The sequence below is a fragment of the Vibrio hepatarius genome (assembly GCF_011806575.1).
Lineage (GTDB): Bacteria > Pseudomonadota > Gammaproteobacteria > Enterobacterales > Vibrionaceae > Vibrio > Vibrio hepatarius_A.
Genome location: NZ_JAATOO010000021.1, coordinates 33,948 through 53,608, shown reverse-complemented (window position 1 = coordinate 53,608; position 19,661 = coordinate 33,948). Strand labels below are relative to the sequence as shown.

Annotated in this window: 20 protein-coding genes; 9 read left to right on the top strand and 11 right to left on the bottom strand. The window is 44.7% G+C overall.

The window, feature by feature from the left end:
- Nucleotides 1–135: 135 nt before the first annotated feature.
- From hemH to htpG, 3 genes are all read right to left on the bottom strand, one after another.
- On the bottom strand, nucleotides 136–1,092 hold the full coding sequence (hemH, locus tag HCZ42_RS16005) for a ferrochelatase (RefSeq protein WP_167421695.1): 957 nt from the start codon (nucleotides 1,090–1,092) through the stop codon (nucleotides 136–138).
- Between the two features lie 151 nt (nucleotides 1,093–1,243).
- Entirely contained in the window at nucleotides 1,244–1,888 is a 645-nt protein-coding gene (adk, locus tag HCZ42_RS16000) for an adenylate kinase (protein ID WP_167421694.1), read from the bottom strand.
- Nucleotides 1,889–2,346: 458 nt separating this feature from the next.
- Complete coding sequence (gene htpG / locus HCZ42_RS15995) at nucleotides 2,347–4,251, bottom strand: molecular chaperone HtpG (protein ID WP_167421693.1); 1,905 nt, start codon at nucleotides 4,249–4,251, stop codon at nucleotides 2,347–2,349.
- A 251-nt stretch (nucleotides 4,252–4,502) separates the two neighbouring features.
- On the opposite strand from htpG, the gene HCZ42_RS15990 reads away from it, so the two are divergent.
- Genes HCZ42_RS15990 through HCZ42_RS15975 form a run of 4 tightly spaced genes read left to right on the top strand, consistent with a single transcriptional unit; the run spans nucleotide 4,503 to nucleotide 6,987 of the window.
- Nucleotides 4,503–5,372: a winged helix-turn-helix domain-containing protein gene (locus HCZ42_RS15990; RefSeq protein WP_167421691.1), complete on the top strand. Its 870-nt coding sequence runs from the start codon at nucleotides 4,503–4,505 to the stop codon at nucleotides 5,370–5,372.
- Nucleotides 5,373–5,382: 10 nt separating this feature from the next.
- Nucleotides 5,383–5,898 carry a regulatory protein ToxS gene (locus tag HCZ42_RS15985; protein WP_167421689.1) on the top strand — a complete coding sequence of 172 codons (516 nt, stop codon included), beginning with the start codon at nucleotides 5,383–5,385 and terminating at the stop codon, nucleotides 5,896–5,898.
- Nucleotides 5,899–5,946: 48 nt separating this feature from the next.
- On the top strand, nucleotides 5,947–6,702 hold the full coding sequence (locus HCZ42_RS15980; RefSeq protein ID WP_167421688.1) for a sulfite exporter TauE/SafE family protein: 756 nt from the start codon (nucleotides 5,947–5,949) through the stop codon (nucleotides 6,700–6,702).
- Between the two features lie 6 nt (nucleotides 6,703–6,708).
- Nucleotides 6,709–6,987, top strand: coding sequence for a SelT/SelW/SelH family protein (locus tag HCZ42_RS15975; RefSeq protein ID WP_167421686.1), 279 nt, complete (start codon nucleotides 6,709–6,711; stop codon nucleotides 6,985–6,987).
- Nucleotides 6,988–7,030: 43 nt separating this feature from the next.
- Here the strand turns inward: HCZ42_RS15975 and yfcE are convergent, their stop codons facing one another.
- The 5 genes from yfcE to HCZ42_RS15950 are packed head-to-tail and all read right to left on the bottom strand — an operon-like array spanning nucleotide 7,031 to nucleotide 9,897.
- Nucleotides 7,031–7,579, bottom strand: coding sequence for a phosphodiesterase (yfcE, locus tag HCZ42_RS15970; RefSeq protein WP_167421684.1), 549 nt, complete (start codon nucleotides 7,577–7,579; stop codon nucleotides 7,031–7,033).
- 48 nt (nucleotides 7,580–7,627) lie between these two features.
- A complete protein-coding gene (locus tag HCZ42_RS15965; RefSeq protein ID WP_167421682.1) occupies nucleotides 7,628–8,035 on the bottom strand; it encodes a CBS domain-containing protein in 408 nt (135 codons plus the stop codon).
- A complete protein-coding gene (locus tag HCZ42_RS15960) occupies nucleotides 8,032–8,382 on the bottom strand; it encodes a P-II family nitrogen regulator (RefSeq protein WP_167421680.1) in 351 nt (116 codons plus the stop codon). The genes HCZ42_RS15965 and HCZ42_RS15960 overlap by 4 nt, the downstream gene beginning before the upstream one ends.
- Entirely contained in the window at nucleotides 8,372–9,166 is a 795-nt protein-coding gene (locus tag HCZ42_RS15955) for a DUF1538 domain-containing protein (RefSeq protein ID WP_167421678.1), read from the bottom strand. The genes HCZ42_RS15960 and HCZ42_RS15955 overlap by 11 nt, the downstream gene beginning before the upstream one ends.
- The gene (locus tag HCZ42_RS15950) at nucleotides 9,163–9,897 is read right to left on the bottom strand and encodes a DUF1538 domain-containing protein (protein ID WP_167421677.1); all 735 of its coding nucleotides are present in this window, start codon (nucleotides 9,895–9,897) and stop codon (nucleotides 9,163–9,165) included. The genes HCZ42_RS15955 and HCZ42_RS15950 overlap by 4 nt, the downstream gene beginning before the upstream one ends.
- Before the next feature lie 217 nt (nucleotides 9,898–10,114).
- Between HCZ42_RS15950 and HCZ42_RS15945 the strand changes: the two genes are divergently transcribed.
- The 5 genes from HCZ42_RS15945 (at nucleotide 10,115) to HCZ42_RS15925 (ending at nucleotide 14,577) form a co-directional block, all read left to right on the top strand.
- Entirely contained in the window at nucleotides 10,115–11,029 is a 915-nt protein-coding gene (locus HCZ42_RS15945; protein WP_167421676.1) for a TIGR01777 family oxidoreductase, read from the top strand.
- 44 nt (nucleotides 11,030–11,073) lie between these two features.
- Entirely contained in the window at nucleotides 11,074–11,901 is an 828-nt protein-coding gene (locus tag HCZ42_RS15940; protein WP_167421675.1) for an SDR family oxidoreductase, read from the top strand.
- Between the two features lie 296 nt (nucleotides 11,902–12,197).
- Entirely contained in the window at nucleotides 12,198–13,052 is an 855-nt protein-coding gene (locus HCZ42_RS15935) for a co-chaperone YbbN (RefSeq protein WP_167421673.1), read from the top strand.
- Nucleotides 13,053–13,193: 141 nt separating this feature from the next.
- On the top strand, nucleotides 13,194–14,117 hold the full coding sequence (locus HCZ42_RS15930; RefSeq protein ID WP_167421671.1) for an SPFH domain-containing protein: 924 nt from the start codon (nucleotides 13,194–13,196) through the stop codon (nucleotides 14,115–14,117).
- Between the two features lie 7 nt (nucleotides 14,118–14,124).
- Nucleotides 14,125–14,577, top strand: a complete 453-nt coding sequence (locus HCZ42_RS15925; protein ID WP_167421669.1) for an NfeD family protein — start codon at nucleotides 14,125–14,127, stop codon at nucleotides 14,575–14,577.
- Nucleotides 14,578–15,158: 581 nt separating this feature from the next.
- On the opposite strand, the gene HCZ42_RS15920 is transcribed toward HCZ42_RS15925, so the two are convergent.
- From HCZ42_RS15920 to ligA, 3 genes are all read right to left on the bottom strand, one after another.
- A complete protein-coding gene (locus tag HCZ42_RS15920; protein ID WP_167421667.1) occupies nucleotides 15,159–15,980 on the bottom strand; it encodes a hypothetical protein in 822 nt (273 codons plus the stop codon).
- 77 nt (nucleotides 15,981–16,057) lie between these two features.
- Entirely contained in the window at nucleotides 16,058–17,125 is a 1,068-nt protein-coding gene (locus tag HCZ42_RS15915; RefSeq protein WP_167421665.1) for a porin, read from the bottom strand.
- A gap of 498 nt (nucleotides 17,126–17,623) precedes the next feature.
- Nucleotides 17,624–19,633: an NAD-dependent DNA ligase LigA gene (ligA, locus tag HCZ42_RS15910; protein ID WP_167421663.1), complete on the bottom strand. Its 2,010-nt coding sequence runs from the start codon at nucleotides 19,631–19,633 to the stop codon at nucleotides 17,624–17,626.
- Nucleotides 19,634–19,661 lie beyond the last annotated feature (28 nt).

Below are 19,661 nucleotides of genomic sequence, written 5' to 3'. Positions count from 1 at the left end.
GATCACTCGAATCAGGATTTCAAACAGGGGTCGATTCTAGGTAGGAAGCGGTGTAACAAGACAAAAGAACAGCGGTAGAAATGAAAAAAGGCCGCAAGTGGCCTTTTCTATTGAGGTTTCTGATAGGAGAAAGAACTAGTTTTTGATCAAATCCACCATCATTTCGATGTGCAAATCGTCATCATTCAAACAAGGGATGAAGTTAAATCGTCCACCACCGTGTTCCATAAACAGCTCACGACACTGGTCAGAGAGTTCTTCAAGTGTCTCTAAACAATCAGAAGAAAACGCCGGAGAGATAACATCTAGATTTTGTACGCCTTTGCTAGGCAACGTCTCTAACGTCTTATCTGTATATGGCTTCAACCACTCTTCTCTACCAAATCGAGACTGATAAGTCATACCAATTTGGTTTGGCTCTAAACCTAACTCACGCCCTAGTAACGTGGTTGTACGCTCACAATGTATTGGATAAACGTCGCCATTGTCCGCATAACGCTTAGGAATACCGTGGTAAGAACATAGTAGGTAGTCACCCTTACCTTTTTGCTCCCATGAACGACGAACGCTCTCTGCGAGTGCTTTGATGTACAGCGGATGATCGTGATAATCGCTGATAAACTGCAATGCCGGCATCACAGGCACTTGCTTGAGTGCTTTCGCGAGTCCATCAAACGCTGCCGCCGTGGTGGTTCCTGAATACTGAGGATACAGAGGCAATACGATCACTTCTTCGACACCTTGCTCGACTAGCGCCTTAACACCCGCTTCTAAGCTCGGATTACCGTAAGTCATACCGAGCTCGACAGGCACCTGTAGCAACGTTTTGAGCTTTGCGGCTTGTCTTTGAGAGTAAACCATCAGCGGCGAGCCTTCATCCATCCACACTGATTGATATAACTTGGCCACTTTAGGTGCACGGATCGGTAAAATCGCACCGTGTAAAATCGGACACCACAACCAACGTGTCATATCTACCACACGCTTGTCGTGTAGAAACTGGCTTAAAAAACGTTTCACCGCAGGCGCAGTTGGCTCGTCTGGTGTGCCTAGGTTAACCAGCAACACACCTTGTTTGTTATTATTTTGCATAGAATCCTACCGCCACTAAATTAGCTATTTACGTTATAACACCGTTATAGATCAATGTGTAAGCATAAAAAAAGCGACCTAAAAAGGTCGCCTTCACTATAACAAATTTCAAAACTTACTCGAAGTCTTGCTCAAATAATTGAGTCACAAATTAAGACAGTGCTTTCTCGATGTCTGCACTTACTTCAGCAACTTGCTTAGTACCGTCAAATTTTAGGTACTTAGTGTTGCCTGCTTCAGCTTCTTTACCGTAGTAAGCGATAAGAGGAGCCGTTTGGTCATGGTAAACACCAAGACGTGCACGCACGGTTTCTTCTTTGTCGTCATCACGAACAACAAGATCTTCACCCGTTACGTCATCTTTGCCTTCTACTTTAGGTGGGTTGTACACAATGTGGTATGTACGACCTGAAGCAAGGTGAGCACGACGACCAGCCATACGCTCAACAATTACGTCATCAGCGACGTCAAATTCGATTACGTAGTCAACGTCTACGCCCATTTCTTTTAGGCCATCAGCCTGAGGGATAGTGCGCGGGAAGCCATCTAGTAGGAAACCTTTTTCGCAATCATCTTGAGCGATACGCTCTTTGATTAGACCAAGAATGATTTCATCAGAAACTAGCTGACCAGCATCAATTACAGCTTTAGCTTGTTTACCAAGCTCAGTACCTGCTTTGATTGCAGCACGTAGCATGTCACCAGTAGAGATTTGTGGAATACCGTATTTCTCCATGATGAATTGAGCTTGTGTGCCTTTACCTGCACCTGGAGCACCTAGAAGAATGATGCGCATGTTTAATCCTCTTAAGATAATAATAATTTATACCGAAGCTCACTATGCCAGCTAACAGGGTTAGCCCAGCTCACGGTAAGTTTCGGTATAACTGTTTTACAGTAAAAAACCAACGCCATGTATTACGCATTTAATCGATTGCTTGAGCGTCGTTACCGACAAACAATGTAGACGGCAGCAATTAAGTTTCGGTCCACATCTCGGTATCCACCGCTCTCTATTGCAACAATGAGCACATAATTGATGGAGTTGGCATCTGACAGGCGTGCACATTACACACCTGTACGCTTGGTTTCAAGATTGCATTCTATCATACAATCTTGGTTGTAAGCGCGCAGTACGACTAAAGAATGCTTAAACACTCACACTTAGCCGCCGCTTTTGCAGTTTTTATTCACGATAAGCGCAAATAAATCAAAAAGCCCGCAAATTGCGAGCTTTTCGAACATCTTTAGCTATTAGCCGTTAGTCAAAAGCGAGTTCACCGCGCCTAAGAATTGTGAAGGATCTGACAGAGAACCACGCTCTGCCAGCATTGCCTGACCGAGCAGAACTTCAACCCAACGACCGAACGCTTCTTCGTCGGCTTCGTCAGCCATACGCTTCACCATTTCGTGTTGTGGGTTGATTTCGAAGATGTATTTCACTTCAGGCACCGCTTGACCAGCTGCTTCAAGTAGCTTAGCCATTTGCGTCCCCATCTCGAAGTCGTCTGTCACAACCACCGCTGGTGTCGACGCCAGTTTAAACGTTGTGCGAACTTCTTTAACTCGGTCACCTAGGTAAGCCTGAGTGCGCTCAACCACAGATTTAAACTCTTCTTCGGTCTCTTTCTGCTTCTCTTTTTCCGCTTCGTCTTCAAACTTGCTTAAGTCCAAGCCAGCTTTAGTGATTGACTGGAACTGCTTACCGTCAAATTCCGTTAAGTAGTTCATCAACCATTCATCGATGCGGTCGTACATCAGAACAACTTCGATGCCTTTTACTTTAAACTGCTCTAAATGCGGGCTGTTTTTCGCTGCTGCGTAGCTGTCTGCTGTCAGGTAGTAAATCTTATCCTGACCTTCTTTCATACGCTCAACGTAAGAAGCTAAATCCACCGTTTGTTCTGCCGAGTCCACTTCTGTTGAAGCGAAACGCAATAGACCAGCAATCTTCTCTTTGTTGCTCATGTCTTCTGCTGGGCCTTCTTTCAAAACAAGGCCAAACTCTTTCCAGAACGACTGGTATTTTTCTGCGTCGTTTTTCGCCATGCGCTCAAGCATAGTAAGAACACGCTTAGTGCACGCATTACGTAATGATTGAGTGACTTTGTTGTCCTGCAGAATCTCACGAGACACGTTCAATGGCAGGTCATTCGAATCAATCAAACCGCGAACGAAACGTAGGTACGACGGCATAAATTGCTCGGCATCGTCCATGATAAACACGCGTTGAACATACAACTTCAGACCTGATTTGTGGTCGCGGTTCATCATATCCCACGGTGCTTTTGACGGAATGTAAAGCAAGCTTGTGTAGTCGTTCTTACCTTCCACACGGTTGTGGCTCCAAGTTAATGGATCCGCAAAATCGTGCGATACGTGCTTGTAGAACTCTTGATACTCTTCTTCAGAAATATCCGCTTTGTTGCGCGTCCAAAGTGCTTGAGCTTTGTTGATTTGCTCCCACTTTTTCTCGCCGGTTTCTTTACCTTCTTCGTCGCGAACGACGGTTTGGATAGAGACAGGAATGCCGATATGGTCAGAGTATTTGCTGATCACTTCACGCAGACGCCATTCGTTAAGAAACTCTTTTCCTTCGTCACGCATGTGCAAAATGATGTCTGTACCGCGAGTTTCTTTTGAAATACTTTCGATGGTGTACTCACCTTCGCCCGCAGAATGCCATTGAACAGCTTGCTCTGCCGCTAAACCTGCCGCACGAGTGCGTACCGTCACGGCATCAGCCACGATAAACGCGGAGTAGAAACCCACCCCGAATTGGCCGATGAGTTGTGAATCTTTAGATTGGTCTTCTGACAGTTTTGAGAAGAACTCTGCGGTACCCGACTTCGCAATCGTACCTAGGTGTTCGATAACGTCTTCACGGCTCATACCGATACCGTTATCAGAAATAGTGAGCGTATTTGCTGCTTCGTCAAACGACAGCTTTACACCTAAATCCGCATCGCCCTGGTAAAGCTCAGGGTTAGATAGAGCTTGGAAACGCAATTTATCCGATGCGTCGGACGCGTTTGAAATCAACTCACGTAAAAAGATCTCTTTATTGGAGTAAAGAGAGTGAATCATCAGATGAAGTAACTGCTTTACTTCTGATTGAAAGCCACGAGTTTCTTTATTTGGTACTGTTGTCTCGCTCATGATAACTCCATTACATCTATACTGATCAAGCCTCTAATAGGCGGTGATTGATACAATCTGGTGATAAAAATGAGGGTGACAATTGTAAATTCAAGGTTAGAATCGATAAAAACAGTGTTTTTTTACTTTTATTTTGACTATCCTTGCTAGTTGCAAAAAAATCAAAAAAAATAAGCATCTCTCAAATTTAGTGTATGTGCTTTCTATTGAGCACTCTGTATAACAAAAACCCCTAAGAATGGCCGAAATTGATGAGCAACATAGGTACTAAGTTCAATCTGGCGAATAGATTCACCTTTGACCCCAATACAAATTCGCTTGTAGATAAAGAAAACGATAATGAAACCACGCATCTAGGCAGCAATGAAAGTCGTATTCTGACTTTGTTGTGTGAGAATCCGGGAGCCATCGTTTCTCGAAATGAGTTGCATGACTTCGTCTGGCGTCAGCAAGGTTTCGAAGTGGATGACTCAAGCTTAACCCAAGCTATCTCAACGCTTAGGAAGCTTCTCCAAGACTCAACCAAATCTCCTCAGTTTGTGAAAACTGTGCCAAAGCGTGGCTACCAACTTATCGCGTCAGTTGAAAGAACGGTACCGTTAATGAGCGGTGAAGCTGTGGTTGAAGAACCAATTGAAGAGCAAGACGCAGCACTACTCACACCAGAGGAGAGCAGCTATGTTGAGTCGGTTCTAGAGCCAGAGGTCACTCCAGCAGAAACAGAGTCTGCGCCTGTCGCCCCTGTTATTAATGAGAAAACGGACAAAAAATGGCCACCTCGAGTACTGATTCTCCTAGCATTGCTATTGCCACTGTGTGTCATCCTATTTACTACCCCAAGTGAGTCTCGATTCCGTGAAGTCGGTGTCTACGATAATACGCCAGTACTAACACCAACTAATCATCCAGACCTCAGCCGCTGGACGAAATCCATCGAACAGTGTGTTAAACGCTACAACGAAACACATACTGGGGAGTTAGCTCCGGTAGAAGTGATCGCAACAGGCGGTCAGAACAACAACTTGGTACTGAACTACATTCACTCGCTAGAGCATTCCGGTGAGAATATCACCTTTAAAATCTACGCGAGCCAAGAAGACCTAAGTAAAGTGTGCAAATAGGAACAAGAACATGAAACAAAAAGTTGCAGTTGGACTACTTGCTCTTTCCGCGCTATTCAGCAGTTGGCTTTACTGGGGAAGCGACTTAAAAGTAGAACAAGCGATTACGTCGAGTGAATGGCAATCTAAGATGGTTACTTTCATCACCGAACAGATGCAAGACACCGCAGTGGGTTCGTTGCGTAAAGTCGATATTAGCTCGAACGTTAAGTACTTACCAAACGGAACCTACATTCGTGTGGCGACGGTAAAACTGTTTGCCGAAAACGAAGATAGTGAAAGTGTCATTAACATTTCTGAAACGGGTCAGTGGGAAATTAGCGACAACTACTTGCTGGTTTCTCCGGTTGAATTCAAAGATATCTCTTCTGACCAAAGCAAAAACTTTACCGAAAAGCAGCTCGCATTGATTACGCAAATCTTCAAGATGGACGCACAACAGAGCCGCCGTATCGATATTGTGAATGAGAAAACCTTGCTTTTAACTAGCTTAAACCACGGTTCTACGGTACTTTTCTCTAACTAACTTCATTTAAATAAGGGGCATGATGCCCCTTAATTTTAAGCTTTGCTCATGGACTGGCTCAATTCCCTTTTACTGTTTTTTGGTTCATTTATCTCCAACACCTTGGCGTCGCTCTCAGGTGGCGGTGCTGGCTTACTTCAGTTCCCGTTACTGATATTCTTCGGTCTGCCTTTTTCCATCGCTCTAGCGACGCATAAAGTCGCGAGTGTTGCACTCGGGTTAGGCGCAGCCTATACACATATCAAGCACAAGAGCTTTAACCTAAAAGTCGCGACCTATCTGGTATTGGTTGGGAGTGTCGGCGTTATTATCGGCGCCAATATTGTCTTGTTGATTCCAGAACACATCGCTGAAAAGATGCTCGGGCTTATGATCCTTGCGATCGGTATTTACTCTCGCTTGAAAAAGCAACTGGGACAAACCGCGCAACCAACCCATCGCGATGTTAAAGGCTGGATTGTTGGTGGATTGGGGATAGTTGTGATCGGCATTATCAACGGCTCACTAACTGCTGGCTCGGGTTTACTCGTCACGATATTTCTTGTCCGCTGGTTCGGCTACAGCTACAAGCAAGCCGTCGCACTAACGATGTTATGTGTCGGTCTATTCTGGAATGGCATCGGAGGTGTAGCGGTCGCCATGGCAGGTGCGCCTATCTATTGGCCGTGGCTGCCAATACTTTTGCTGGGGTCTTTCTTGGGCGGCAGTTTGGGCGCTCATTTAACCACCAAATACAGTAACCAAGTGATTAAAATTTGTTTTGAACTACTGACCTTTGCGGTTGGAATTAAGCTTTTACTGTGAGGATGTATGGATAAAGCGATTATTGATATTTACTATTGCCGCCAATGCAACTGGATGTTGCGTTCAACTTGGCTTTCACAAGAGTTGTTACATACTTTTAGTGAGGAAATCGACACCGTGTCGCTTCATCCAGATACGGGCGGACGGTTTGAAATTCATTGTAATGGCCACCTAATTTGGGAAAGAAAACGCGACGGCGGCTTCCCAGAGGCGAAAGTACTGAAGCAAAAAGTCAGAGACATCATTGACCCAGAGCGAGATCTCGGTCATTCAGACCGAAAATAACCGAAACAAGCTGCAAGTACCGCAGCTTGTTTTATATTGGCGGTTATTCAATCGAGGTTGATACGATCTCATCCCCATCAAATGTCATCACTTTCAACCGATTATCTTGCAGCACACCGTAACTCGGCGCAAAGCCGTTGCGCGGAAAAGTCACAGAGCCTGGATTAAACACGAATTGCTCACCATCTAATTCCGCTACAGGGATATGCGTATGGCCGTGGGCAATTATGTCTCCGAGCTTTAGCGGTGGGCGTTTGCTCGCGTTATAAAGGTGTCCGTGCGTAACAAACAGTCGTTGTCCGGACTCTAACACCACCCAAGCAAAATCCATCATCATCGGAAAAGACAACAGCATTTGGTCGACTTCACTGTCGCAGTTACCACGCACAGCAATGATTCTATCGGCGTACTGATTCAGTAACTCTGCAACCTCAGGCGGGTTATAGCCTTCAGGAATAGGGTTACGTGGACCATGGTTGAGAATATCGCCCAACAGGACTAAATACTCACATCCTGATGCGTCAAACGCTCGCAGTGTTTTCTCTGTTGCAGGCAAACAGCCATGCAGGTCTGAGGCAAAAAATAGTTTCACGACATCATCTCCTCAAAAATAAGTGAGGAGATTGTACGTAATTTGCGTTTAGCCGTCATCCCGCGCCATGCCGTTGATCACTATATTGTTATAACTGACCATACCGATCACTTTATCGTTTTCAATGACAGGCGCACGACTGATACCAAAGCGCTCAAACAAACGCGCGCAATACTTTACATTCATATCGGGTGAAACTGACAACGCCGGTTTGGTCATGATTTCATAGATATTGGTACGATCAGGCGAGCGGTTTTGCGCTAGTACTTTTTTCGCAATGTCGTTCATCAGCACCAAACCATATTCGTCGTCTGCATTGCGCTTATTAACCACCAACGCCTTGACGTTGTGTTTCTTTGCCAATTGAATACCTTCTCTGACCGTGGTCAAACCATCAATCATGACATAGTTACTGGCCATGACATCTCGAACGCTGATTTTTACGTGGCTATTCATAGTTCGTCCTCTACCACCTTGGTTAATTTTTCTACCTGATGGGCAACCCCAACCGCGTCTTCAATATCGATTTGAATCGCGATGCCCTGCCCTGACTCTTGGTCAAACTCTCCCACATCACTGATGGTTTCGAGGATATGTCGTGAAAGATGCTCTTCAACAACAAATAGCAGCACATCCTTTTGCGCCTCTAGCGTTAAACCAAAAAATGTCGTCTTCTTGTTTAATCCCTCTCCTCGAGCGTTATTGATAACCGTTGCCCCTGTTGCACCAGCATTTCTTGCCGCGTCTAATACAGAGTCCGTTTTGCTATCTTCAACAAAAGCGAGTATCAATTTAAAGCGCATTTTCATTATCCTCCAACTCCGACTCACGGTTGAGCCAGCGAGTGATTTGGGCGTAAGCCATAACAGAAATTATCGGAAACAAGCTGGCAAAAGCGATCAACCCGAAGCCGTCAATCATTGGACTTCGACCCGGTACTGTTGAAGCCAAGCCTAAGCCCAGCGCTGCCACCAATGGCACAGTAACCGTCGATGTGGTTACACCACCCGAATCGTATGCCAACGGCACAATTAACTTAGGTGCATAAAAAGTTTGTACAACAACGACAATATAGCCTGCAATGATGTAGTACTGGATCGGGTCACCCACCACAATTCGATAGCTACCGAGCGAAATACCGATCGCCACACCAAGTGCGACTGCGATCCTCAAGCCGTTTATACTGATCGAGCCACCAGAAACTTGGTTTGCTTTTATCGCGACGGCGATCAGTGAAGGCTCTGCGATGGTGGTACTAAAACCGATACAAAACGCAAAAATGTAGACCCAATAGTAATCCTGCCAGTGAATAGTGGCGTCCTCAGAAAGACGGAACTGGCTTAGAAAATCTGGCGCGGTCAGTTGCATTGCCATCGTCTCCCCGAGCGGAAACAGCGCCAGATCTAAGCCAATCAGAAACAACGACAACCCAAGAATGACATAAACAAAACCCAACAGTACCCTTGGCAGGTTAGTCACGGGTCGTCTTAAGACGGCAAACTGGAAACCAAAGATGATCGCCGAGATAGGTAAAACGTCCCGAATCGTACTCAAAAAAGTATCCGCAAAGTGAGCCCAATCCATCATGCCACCACCATTCCGAATATCATCACAAACATCATTGGTAGTAGCGAAGCAAACGCTATCAAGCCAAAGCCGTCGATCATCGGATTTCGTCCCTTAATCGCTGAAGCAAGCCCAACGCCAAGAGCGGTCACCAAAGGAACCGTGATGGTTGAGGTTGTCACGCCTCCCGAGTCATACGCCACGCCAATAATACTTTCAGGAGCAAACAGGGTGAGGACAACAACACCGATATACCCCGCCATGATCATGTACTGGATAGACCAACCTTTGAGAATACGCAGTACTCCCACCATAATCGCCAGCCCCACAGACAGGGCAACAGTTAAGCGTAATCCAGTGGCATATTGCTCCATCGCCATCTCACTATGGGCGATCATCCCTCCTTCAGCAGCCACTTCTGCCGCTTCGTCGGCAACCGCTGTCAGTGCTGGTTCTGCGACTGTGGTGCCAAACCCTAAACAGAATGAAAAGACCATTAACCAGAACACGCTACCTTTACGGGCAAAGGCTTGAGCCATCGACTCGCCGATTGGGAACAGCCCCATCTCAAGACCGAAAATAAAAAAGGTCAGCCCTGACACAACCAGAACTAAACCAAATAGAATAGATAACAAGTTAGGCAGCGGCTCTTGAAGTACCACTAGCTGGAAAAAAGCAATCACGATAATAATCGGTAGCAAGTCGCGTAAACTTGCCCAAAACGCTTTCATTAGCGCGGTAATTGCTTCCATATGCACCCCATCCTTATGCTCGTTAACTTTATAATGACAAATGGGTTAATGGTTTGATGTGACGAAAACAAGGTGACGACAAACAAACGTAACAAAATGTTAATTTTGTGATAATCATTTGCTTTGCATAATCCCAGTTCCGAAGAGGAGCTAACTCGCTATAATTAATAGCGTTACTGACATTTGCAGCAGAGCACGGACGTTCTAGGAGAAATGGATGAAAATATTGCTCACCGGTGGTTCTGGATTTATTGGTCGCGAACTGGTCAAGCACCTGACAACTCATCAGGTGGTTATGCTTACGCGGTCTCCAGCGAGAGCAAAAGCGGCAGTCAACCACGCGGATATGGGAAACATCAGTTATGTTTCAAGTCTAGATAAGTACCATGACTTCAACGAGTTTGATGCGGTAATTAACTTAGCCGGTGAACCGATCGCTGATAAACGCTGGAGCAAAGCACAGAAGAAAGAAATCTGTGATAGCCGCTGGGGCCTAACAGAAAAGTTGGTCGATCTCATTCACGCCAGTACAGCGCCACCAGCAGTGCTGATCAGTGGCTCCGCTGTGGGTTATTACGGCGATCAACAAGCGCACCCGTTTGATGAAGACCTTCACGCCCATCACCAAGGGTTCCCCCATCACGTATGTGCCAAATGGGAAAATATTGCTAATCGAGCGCGTTCCGAATACACACGCGTCTGCTCTTTGCGCACTGGTATTGTCCTTGCGCCAGATGGCGGAGCACTGCAGAAAATGCTTCCTGCGTATAAGTGTGGCGTTGGTGGCCCTATCGGCAATGGCAAACAATACATGCCATGGATCCATATGCTCGATATGGTTCGAGCCATCGTCTATCTGCTTGAAACCGAGCATGCACAAGGTCCGTTCAATCTGTGCGCCCCCCACCCTGTGACTAACCAGTATTTCAGCAAAGTGCTGGCAAGAACGCTCAAGCGACCACACTTTTTATTCACGCCTAAATGGGTACTAAAACTCGCCATGGGGGAAAGCTCGGTATTGTTGTTTGACAGCATTAGAGCCAAACCCAAGAAACTAACTGAGTTAGGCTTTAAATTTAGCTACTCACGCTTAGCTCCGGCATTAAAAAACTTATTACAACATCATGAATAATCTTTTACTCTAGTCACTTAATCGACGGATAAAGAAAGGAATTCATGAATAAGTCAATTCTCATTACTGGGTGTTCTACAGGGATTGGTTATGTCTGTGCGCACGCATTAAAGCAACGCGGTTACCAAGTTATTGCCTCTTGTCGCAACGCTGAAGATGTTGAGAGATTAAAGGCTGAAGGTTTGATAAGTCTTCAGCTCGACTTAGCCGATAGCGATAGTATTTCTTTAGCCGTCCAGCAAGCGCTACAAATCACTGGCGGCCAGCTCGACGCGCTGTTTAATAATGGTGCGTATGGACAGCCTGGCGCTTTAGAAGACTTACCAACCCAAGCACTACGAGAACAGTTTGACACCAACTTTTTTGGCTGGCACCAATTGGTAACAGAAGTTTTGCCCGTCATGCGTGCACAAGGACATGGCAGAATCATTCAAAACAGTTCTGTATTGGGTTTTGCGGCAATGAAGTACCGCGGCGCTTACAACGCGTCTAAATTTGCGATTGAAGGTTGGACCGATACCATCAGACTAGAGCTGATGGATTCAAACATTCATATCAGCTTGCTTGAGCCCGGCCCTATCGAAACACAATTTCGCGCCAACGCGAAAGCCGCCTTTCTAAAGTGGGTAGCAATCGACACCAGTGTCCACCAACATGCGTATCAGCAACAATTGCAACGATTGGATAAAGAGTCGTCCGGTAACGCTTTTGTTCTACCCGCTGAATCGTGCATTGCGCCTGTTGTTGACGCGTTGGAATCGACTCATCCTAAGATTCGTTATCGCATCACCACGCCCACCAAAGCGTTTGCGGTTTTGAAAAGAATATTGCCAACTCGGTTGCTCGATAAAATATTGATACATGCGGCATAAATAATGTATTGCAATGTAATTTTATCGTAACAATCGAGCGTTATCTTCATATTCGAACACTCCTTGACCAATTCAAGCGTTACATTCGGAAAGATAACATGTCATTAAACCAAATAAACTGGCTTAGTGTGGGTGTTGCGCTCGTTTTATTTATCGTTCTGTAAACACTTCCGCGCTCTTCACAAGACAAGCACACCGCATTCACTGTTCGGTGTGTTTTGTCTCGTACTCACCTTGATATCCCTAGTCAAAGCCCATATGTTTGAACTATCTCAAACGTTGCAAGGAACCGTTAGATGCAATCACCTTTTATTGTCGAGCTAAATGAACAGAACTTCCGCCAAGTACTAGAAGGCTCAGTACAGACACCTGTGCTAATTCACTTCTGGGCTCCAATGAGCCAAGAAAGTGCACAAATTATTCCTGATCTGCAAACTCTGGCTCAGCAATACAACGGAGCATTTACGCTCGCACTACTTAACTGCGAACAAGAACAACTGATTGCTTCTCAATTTGGCGTTCAAGCCTTGCCGACAATTGCACTGTTTATCAATGGGCAGCCTGTTGATGGATTGGGTGGTCCGCAAGAACTAACCGCTATCCAAGCTATGTTAGCCAAGCATCTGCCAAGCCAAGAAGAAATGAGCCTCAAGCAAGCGCTGGAATTCGTGCAGCAACAACAGTACGCCCAGGCACTACCGATCCTCCAGCAGCTTCCGGCGGAAATGCAGCAAAAAGGCGATGTGAAGTTGGCAATGATCGAGTGTTACCTTGAAACACAAGATTTTACGCAGGCCAAATCTCTGTTAGAGAATATTCCTTTGGAATATAAAGATAACTATTACAAGAGTTTAGTCGCAAAACTGGAGTTGCATGAGCAATCTGCCAATAGCCCAGAAATTCAATCGCTCGAAGCTGCGCTTGCAAATAACCCGACTGATAGCAAAGTCGCGGCGGAGCTTGCGCTAAGTTATCACCAAGTCAGCCGAGATGAAGAGGCATTGGAACTACTGTGGGGCTTCTTGCGTAAAGACCTCAACGCACAAGACGGTGAACTTAAAAAACACTTTATGGATATATTGGCTGCTCTTGGACAAGGCAACGCGATTTCTGCTAAATATCGCCGTCAGCTCTATTCTCTGCTTTACTAGAATAGAATTAAATCAATATGTTAAAGCCGGGAATACCGGCTTTTATTTTGTCTAAAGTTAGTCCCACTTCTCATTTATTTCTTTGTTTAAACGGTTTAATTAAGAAACAATCGACATATCACTTTAACAAAGGAAATAAACATGGCAGTTGACTCATTGGTTGCAATTGGCGGCTTTCTAGTTGTTGTAGTTGCGCTTATTTTTGCCGGCGTAAAAACCGTCCCTCAAGGTAATAACTGGACAGTCGAACGTTTTGGTCGATACACCCTCTCTCTCAAACCGGGACTCAACATCATTATTCCATTCATCGACAGCATTGGTCATAAAGTCAATATGATGGAAAGAGTTCTGGATATCCCTGCACAAGAAGTGATTTCCAAAGACAACGCCAACGTCACCATTGATGCGGTTTGTTTTGTTCAAGTCATTGACGCAGCAAAAGCCGCCTATGAAGTCAACGACTTAGAACATGCGATCAGAAACCTGACTTTAACCAATATTCGTACTGTTTTGGGTTCAATGGAGCTCGATGAAATGTTGAGCCAACGCGATATGATCAACACTAAGCTACTGACGATCGTCGATGACGCAACGAACCCTTGGGGTGTAAAAGTCACTCGTATCGAAATAAAAGACGTTCAACCACCAGCCGACCTAACTGCCGCAATGAACGCGCAAATGAAAGCGGAAAGGAACAAGCGTGCAGAGATCCTCGAAGCAGAAGGTATCCGTCAAGCGGAAATTCTTCGCGCGGAAGGTCAAAAACAGTCTGAGATTTTAAAAGCAGAAGGCGAAAAACAAGCGGCAATCCTACAAGCGGAAGCTCGTGAGCGTGCCGCAGAAGCGGAAGCGAAAGCAACGACCATGGTGTCTGAAGCCATTGCGAAAGGTGACATGCAAGCGGTGAACTACTTTATCGCCCAAGGCTATACCGACGCACTAAAAACCATTGGCCAAGCAGAAAATGGAAAAATTATTATGCTGCCTCTTGAAGCATCTGGTCTAATGGGGTCAGTTGCGGGCATTGCAGAAATGTTTAAACATCAAGCGAAAGACAACAAGTAGGTATGTTTTGATAGAGTTTTTGGAATCAATTAATCACTGGCACTGGCTTGCCTTTGGCTTAGCACTGCTAGCATGTGAATTGCTTGGGGCTGCGGGTTACCTACTGTGGCTCGGTATCTCCGCGTTACTCGTTGCCCTCGTTTTAGCTCTTGTACCAATAAGTTGGCAGTTACAATGGGCGGCATTTGGCGTATTTTGCTTAGCAACAACTTGGCTATGGTGGCGACGCCAGTTTAGTAACGACCGGCAAAGTGATGCGAACCGAACCTTGAATCAGAAAGAAAAGCAACTCATCGGTGAAACCTTGTTGCTTGATGAAGACTTCCCAGCAGGCAAAGGACGTTTAAAGGTCGGTGATACTACTTGGACTGCAAGGTCTGACGCTCCAATAGCGAAAGGAACATTGGTCGAAATTACTCAAGTCGACGGTATTGTCCTCACCATCCAAGAAAAAAGTTAGTCTTACTTTACTCATCTAAGCAAAAAAAGAGGCCGATAATCGCCTCTTTTTTCGTATCTAGATTATTTTATCTTATTTATCAGCTCATTAAATATTCTTTAGTGCGAAAAAACTTGGTAGTAATTCGTCACATCCAACTCTACTAATAACGATAAAACTCAAAACCTGAAAATTAAAACAATAGTAATCAGTGAATTATTAATTATTCTCTCACAACAAGTTTAAGTTATTTATTAAAGGAAATTTTTAAAGTTTAAATTATTTTTGATCTTTTATTGGATACAAACATACTTAAAGCTGATGCAGTTATCGATATGTCTAACATTTAAACTCATGAGAGGTGAGCTTATGAAAAGCATAATATTACTTGCGTGCAGTATAGTGTTCTTTAGTAGTAATGCTGTTGCAGTAATGGACAACAGTGCGGGGAATTCTACAACCGGCCCCAATGTGGAATGTACTATGCCGGATGGGAAAATGAAGTATATTCCTATACTCATTTGCAAACATAGTAATGGTACCGTCAAATATTAATATAAGCCCCATGCTATCGTCATGGGGCTTTAATCAAAATAACAAATCTATTGGCTGATTAGCCACTGCAATATTTGAGAACGCTCGATTTCACTCGCTTCTGAATACCAATATTGCATCATATTAAGCTCTTGAGAAGTGCTCTCTAATTTCTGTACAACACCTTTACGGTTTGAGATAGCGAATTGTGAAAATTTATCGATATCTTGAGCAGAAGCTTTAGCATACCAATACTGCGTCATTTCGAGAGCTTTACTCGCAGGAGCTGAGTCATTTACTTTTGTAACCTCAGGCGTTTGATTGACATACGGTTGAGCTGATTGATTTCTCGCTATAAGTGTGTCAGCTTCTTGCTCAATAGCTTCGAAATATGCCTTGGGCACATTTACTTCAACGATATTATTGTCGCCTGACGTAATCGTAAAATTAACACTCTCGCCGCTGAATTCTGCTAGCTCACGTTCGCTAAAAGGAAAACTAACCCACTGTGTTACAGTGCAATGTTCACTGCACGTTTCAGCCATTGGTTTTGAATTATCGAGCGCCACAGTTTGACCTAAGACGCTAGCACTATGAAAAACATCATAGCTTTTAAAGAATGTAACCGTCATATCAATGGTAGACTTTTTGGTTAAGTTACTTTCGCCTATAGGTTGCACAGATGTATATATTAGTTCTGATCTCACTAGATTAGCTCCGACTATCGCTTGCGTGTCGGGTATTATAGTCTTAGCAGCAACTTCAACATAATTACTCCTTTCTTTAATACTCAGAACAGCATCAGAAAAGTCACTTGAGCTATTGAGGGTACTACAACCAGCAGTGATAGATACTGCTGATAATAGGAACAAACATCTTAATATTTTCATATTTTTGATCCTTTAGAAAAAATACGCCAGCATACATGCTGGCGTATATTATAAAGAAAGGCAATTAGAACATGTAGTTAGAAACCGTATTCTAGACCAAAACGAGTTACAATATCTGTGTCTAGCTCACCAGCGGTGCGACCAGCTACACGTACGTATGGTACAAAGCCGTCGATTACACCCATAACCTGTAGAGAAACAGTATTGCTGTCACTGTTATTTATCTTATCACCATTTAATTCTGCATCTTCATTAGCTGCATAACCTAGTTTGATACCTAGTGGGCCGTTCCAGTATTGACCAATGATAGAGTATGACGCTTGTTCAACATCAGCTCCGTTTACACCACCAAAGTTATCCAACTCTTCCATTTTATACGCTGCTGCAAGGCCAAAGCCTGCTGGAAGGCTAACTTCAGCACCTACTAAGTAAGTCGTGTTGTCTTGGTTTTCGACTTTACGGAAATCATTACCTGTTTCAACAGCACCCATTAGAGTTACTTTCTCAAAGCTGTATTTAGCGTTCGCACTTACAAAGTAAGAGTCATCAGCCGTTGCTAGACCACCACCATTATCGTTGTCATCACGACCAATAGATGTTGCGAAAGAGAAGCCACCAAACTTAGGCGAATCGTAACGAACTTGGTTTGACTGACGATCATAGTGTGCACCAATGCCACCCCAATCGAACACTGAACCTAGGCCAGGGTTAGAAAATGGCCAGTCAACAATTTCGTATAGTGGAGTCAGAACACGACCAACACGAAGGTTACCCCAATCACCAGAAGCACCGAGGAACGTATCACGGAAACCTAAAACACCACCAGAAACACCACCATGTCCCCAGTCAGTGCTGTCTACATAGCCAGACTCGATTTGCATCGTAATCTTAAAGTTCTCAAACATATCTTTGTGAGCACGGAAACCGATACGTGACTCGTTCTCAACTACATAACCTTGATCTTGTCCTGTAGTGCTATCAGCAACGTCATTGCTGGTAGTGTTGTAGTTTACTAGCGAGATAGCCGCTACACCGTAAACTTCAACAGTAAAGTCAGAGTTAACACCTACCTGCTTAGCCATTACACCTGTTGATGCTAATGCTACTGCAGCTCCTAAAAGCGTACGTTTAAACATTTTGTCCATGGAAAAACTCCTAAAAATGGATATAGCTGTATTTTCTTTTTTCTCGCCTTAAGTTGGCCGCCGAAGGGAGAAAGCATTTCCTATATTAGAAAATCTCTAATTAATCATTAATCGTTGATTTTCTATTCCTGCATACACGTTGTGTATCCATAGTTTCCAGACTAACTTCGCGGAGAAAAACATCAATCAGATCTTAGTTTTTATCTAAAAAAATATGAGCCGCTACAAAGTTTTTGTTGCATAGTGATCATGATCGCCAACAAACAGAACGAAGTACGACAAAATCAATAAAAACAAATACAATTCAAATACTTAAAAATAAAAAACTATAAAATCAACTTGAAGTGCGTCGCATCATTTACAAGATTAAGTGCTGATTAATGGGAATTTGAACACGATCACTGACGTACTTTTCTACACTACAACTCCATTATCACATCGTTATTTTGAGACAAAAAAAAGCCACCAAACGGTGGCTTTTTAAGCAGTTAAGCGACTTTAAATTAATGCAATTAGGTCCTGTTCAGACTTAATTTCTATCCCTAACTCTTGAGCTTTAACGAGTTTTGAACCTGCATTTTCACCAGCAAACAGGATATCGGTATTTTTAGATACACTGCCTGTCACTTTCGCACCTAGATTTTGTAGCGCGGCTTTAGCATCGCTACGCGACAATTGGGATAACGTACCAGTCAAAACCACAGTTTTACCTAATAGAGGTTGCGGGGCATCAGGGGCTTTATCTTCAATCTCTGACCAGTGAACACCTTGCGCGATCAGAGCATCAATGACCTGCTGATTGCGCTCTTGAGCAAAAAATGCCGTGATATGACTAGCTACAATCGTACCGATATCTTGCACTTCAACTAACTGCTCATGCGTCGCACTCTGCACGGCTTCAAGTGTTTTAAAATGTTGCGCTAAGTTGGCAGCAGTGGCTTCCCCAACTTCTCTAATACCCAGTGCATATAAAAAGCGTGGTAGTGTAGTCTGTTTCGCCTTGACCAATGCATCGACAACGTTTTGTGCAGACTTTGGTCCCATACGATCCAGTACCGTAATCACACCAGCCGCCAGCTTGAATAAATCAGCTGGCGTTTCAACCATCTCACGGTCAACCAGCTGCTCAATCACTTTTACGCCAAGGCCATCGACATCCAGCGCTTTACGAGAGACGAAATGCTTTAGCGCTTCTTTACGTTGCGCTTGGCAGACTAAACCACCCGTGCAGCGCGCAACGGCTTCGCCCTCAACTCTTTCGACATCAGAGCGACAGACTGGGCAGTGTGTAGGGAAGACAATATCTCGTGCGTCGGCAGGACGACGATCTTGCACCACGGAGACCACTTGAGGGATAACGTCACCCGCACGGCGGATCATCACACAATCGCCGATTTTCACCCCTAAACGTTCAATCTCATCAGCGTTGTGTAATGTGGCGTTGCTAACCGTCACGCCCCCAACAAAAACAGGCTCTAACTTCGCCACAGGCGTAATAGCGCCAGTGCGACCGACTTGGAACTCCACGTCGTTAAGCGTAGTGACTTCCTCTTGCGCCGGGAACTTATAAGCAATCGCCCAACGAGGCGCTCTCGCGACAAAGCCGAGCTGCTCTTGAAGTTTGATATCATCCACTTTGATGACCACACCATCGATTTCGTAAGGCAGTTCATCTCGACGTTGCAAGATATCTTGGTAGTACGCTTTTACTTCTTCAAGGTTGGCCACGCGGCGTGTCTCCGGACACATTGGCATACCCCAACCTTTCAGTTGCAAAAAGCGTTCATAATGACTTTCAGAAAGCGTTGCACCTTCCACAACGCCAACACTGTATGCGTAGAAGCTTAGTGGACGCGTCGCGGTAATTTTGGAATCCAACTGACGCAAGCTACCCGCCGCCGCGTTGCGAGGGTTAACGAATACCTTTTCACCTTTCTTTAATGCCAGTTCATTCAATTTTTCAAAACCGGCTTTAGGCATGAAAACTTCACCACGCACCTCAATTCGCTGAGGCCAGCCGTCGCCTCGTAACTTCAGTGGAATTGCTTTGATGGTTCGGACGTTGTCGGTAATGTTTTCACCCGTAGTGCCATCGCCACGAGTCGCTGCCTGAACCAACACACCATTTTCATACAACAAACTCACCGCGAGACCATCAAGTTTAGGTTCGCAGCAAAACACATCAAACGCACCTGTTGGGGCACGGTCACGTATACGTTTGTGGAAAGAATTAAGCTCGTCATCGTCAAAAGCATTGTCCAGCGATAGCATTGGAATTTCATGCGCCACAGACTCAAATGCAGACAGTGGAGCCCCACCAACCCTTTGGCTCGGCGAATCCAATGTCACTAAGTCAGGGTGCTGAGCTTCCAAATCGATGAGTTCGCGCATCAAACGATCGTATTCGGCATCTGGGATTTCTGGATTATCTTCAACGTAATATTTAACTCCGTGGTAGTGGAGGGTCTCACGTAACTGATTAAGCTGTTCTTGAATCTCTTGCGACATAACTGACTCTGGTATGTAACTATTTTAA

What these genes read in the sequence shown, in the direction of transcription:
- HCZ42_RS15950 (WP_167421677.1), bottom strand. Translation starts at nt 9,897, where the DNA reads ATGGAAGCAATTACCGCGCTAATGAAAGCGTTTTGGGCAAGTTTACGC.
- adk (WP_167421694.1), bottom strand. Translation starts at nt 1,888, where the DNA reads ATGCGCATCATTCTTCTAGGTGCTCCAGGTGCAGGTAAAGGCACACAA.
- HCZ42_RS15985 (WP_167421689.1), top strand. Translation starts at nt 5,383, where the DNA reads ATGAAACAAAAAGTTGCAGTTGGACTACTTGCTCTTTCCGCGCTATTC.
- hemH (WP_167421695.1), bottom strand. Translation starts at nt 1,092, where the DNA reads ATGCAAAATAATAACAAACAAGGTGTGTTGCTGGTTAACCTAGGCACA.
- HCZ42_RS15990 (WP_167421691.1), top strand. Translation starts at nt 4,503, where the DNA reads ATGAGCAACATAGGTACTAAGTTCAATCTGGCGAATAGATTCACCTTT.
- HCZ42_RS15920 (WP_167421667.1), bottom strand. Translation starts at nt 15,980, where the DNA reads ATGAAAATATTAAGATGTTTGTTCCTATTATCAGCAGTATCTATCACT.
- HCZ42_RS15975 (WP_167421686.1), top strand. Translation starts at nt 6,709, where the DNA reads ATGGATAAAGCGATTATTGATATTTACTATTGCCGCCAATGCAACTGG.
- HCZ42_RS15945 (WP_167421676.1), top strand. Translation starts at nt 10,115, where the DNA reads ATGAAAATATTGCTCACCGGTGGTTCTGGATTTATTGGTCGCGAACTG.
- HCZ42_RS15930 (WP_167421671.1), top strand. Translation starts at nt 13,194, where the DNA reads ATGGCAGTTGACTCATTGGTTGCAATTGGCGGCTTTCTAGTTGTTGTA.
- HCZ42_RS15955 (WP_167421678.1), bottom strand. Translation starts at nt 9,166, where the DNA reads ATGATGGATTGGGCTCACTTTGCGGATACTTTTTTGAGTACGATTCGG.
- HCZ42_RS15960 (WP_167421680.1), bottom strand. Translation starts at nt 8,382, where the DNA reads ATGCGCTTTAAATTGATACTCGCTTTTGTTGAAGATAGCAAAACGGAC.
- htpG (WP_167421693.1), bottom strand. Translation starts at nt 4,251, where the DNA reads ATGAGCGAGACAACAGTACCAAATAAAGAAACTCGTGGCTTTCAATCA.
- HCZ42_RS15965 (WP_167421682.1), bottom strand. Translation starts at nt 8,035, where the DNA reads ATGAATAGCCACGTAAAAATCAGCGTTCGAGATGTCATGGCCAGTAAC.
- ligA (WP_167421663.1), bottom strand. Translation starts at nt 19,633, where the DNA reads ATGTCGCAAGAGATTCAAGAACAGCTTAATCAGTTACGTGAGACCCTC.
- HCZ42_RS15940 (WP_167421675.1), top strand. Translation starts at nt 11,074, where the DNA reads ATGAATAAGTCAATTCTCATTACTGGGTGTTCTACAGGGATTGGTTAT.
- HCZ42_RS15935 (WP_167421673.1), top strand. Translation starts at nt 12,198, where the DNA reads ATGCAATCACCTTTTATTGTCGAGCTAAATGAACAGAACTTCCGCCAA.
- HCZ42_RS15915 (WP_167421665.1), bottom strand. Translation starts at nt 17,125, where the DNA reads ATGGACAAAATGTTTAAACGTACGCTTTTAGGAGCTGCAGTAGCATTA.
- HCZ42_RS15980 (WP_167421688.1), top strand. Translation starts at nt 5,947, where the DNA reads ATGGACTGGCTCAATTCCCTTTTACTGTTTTTTGGTTCATTTATCTCC.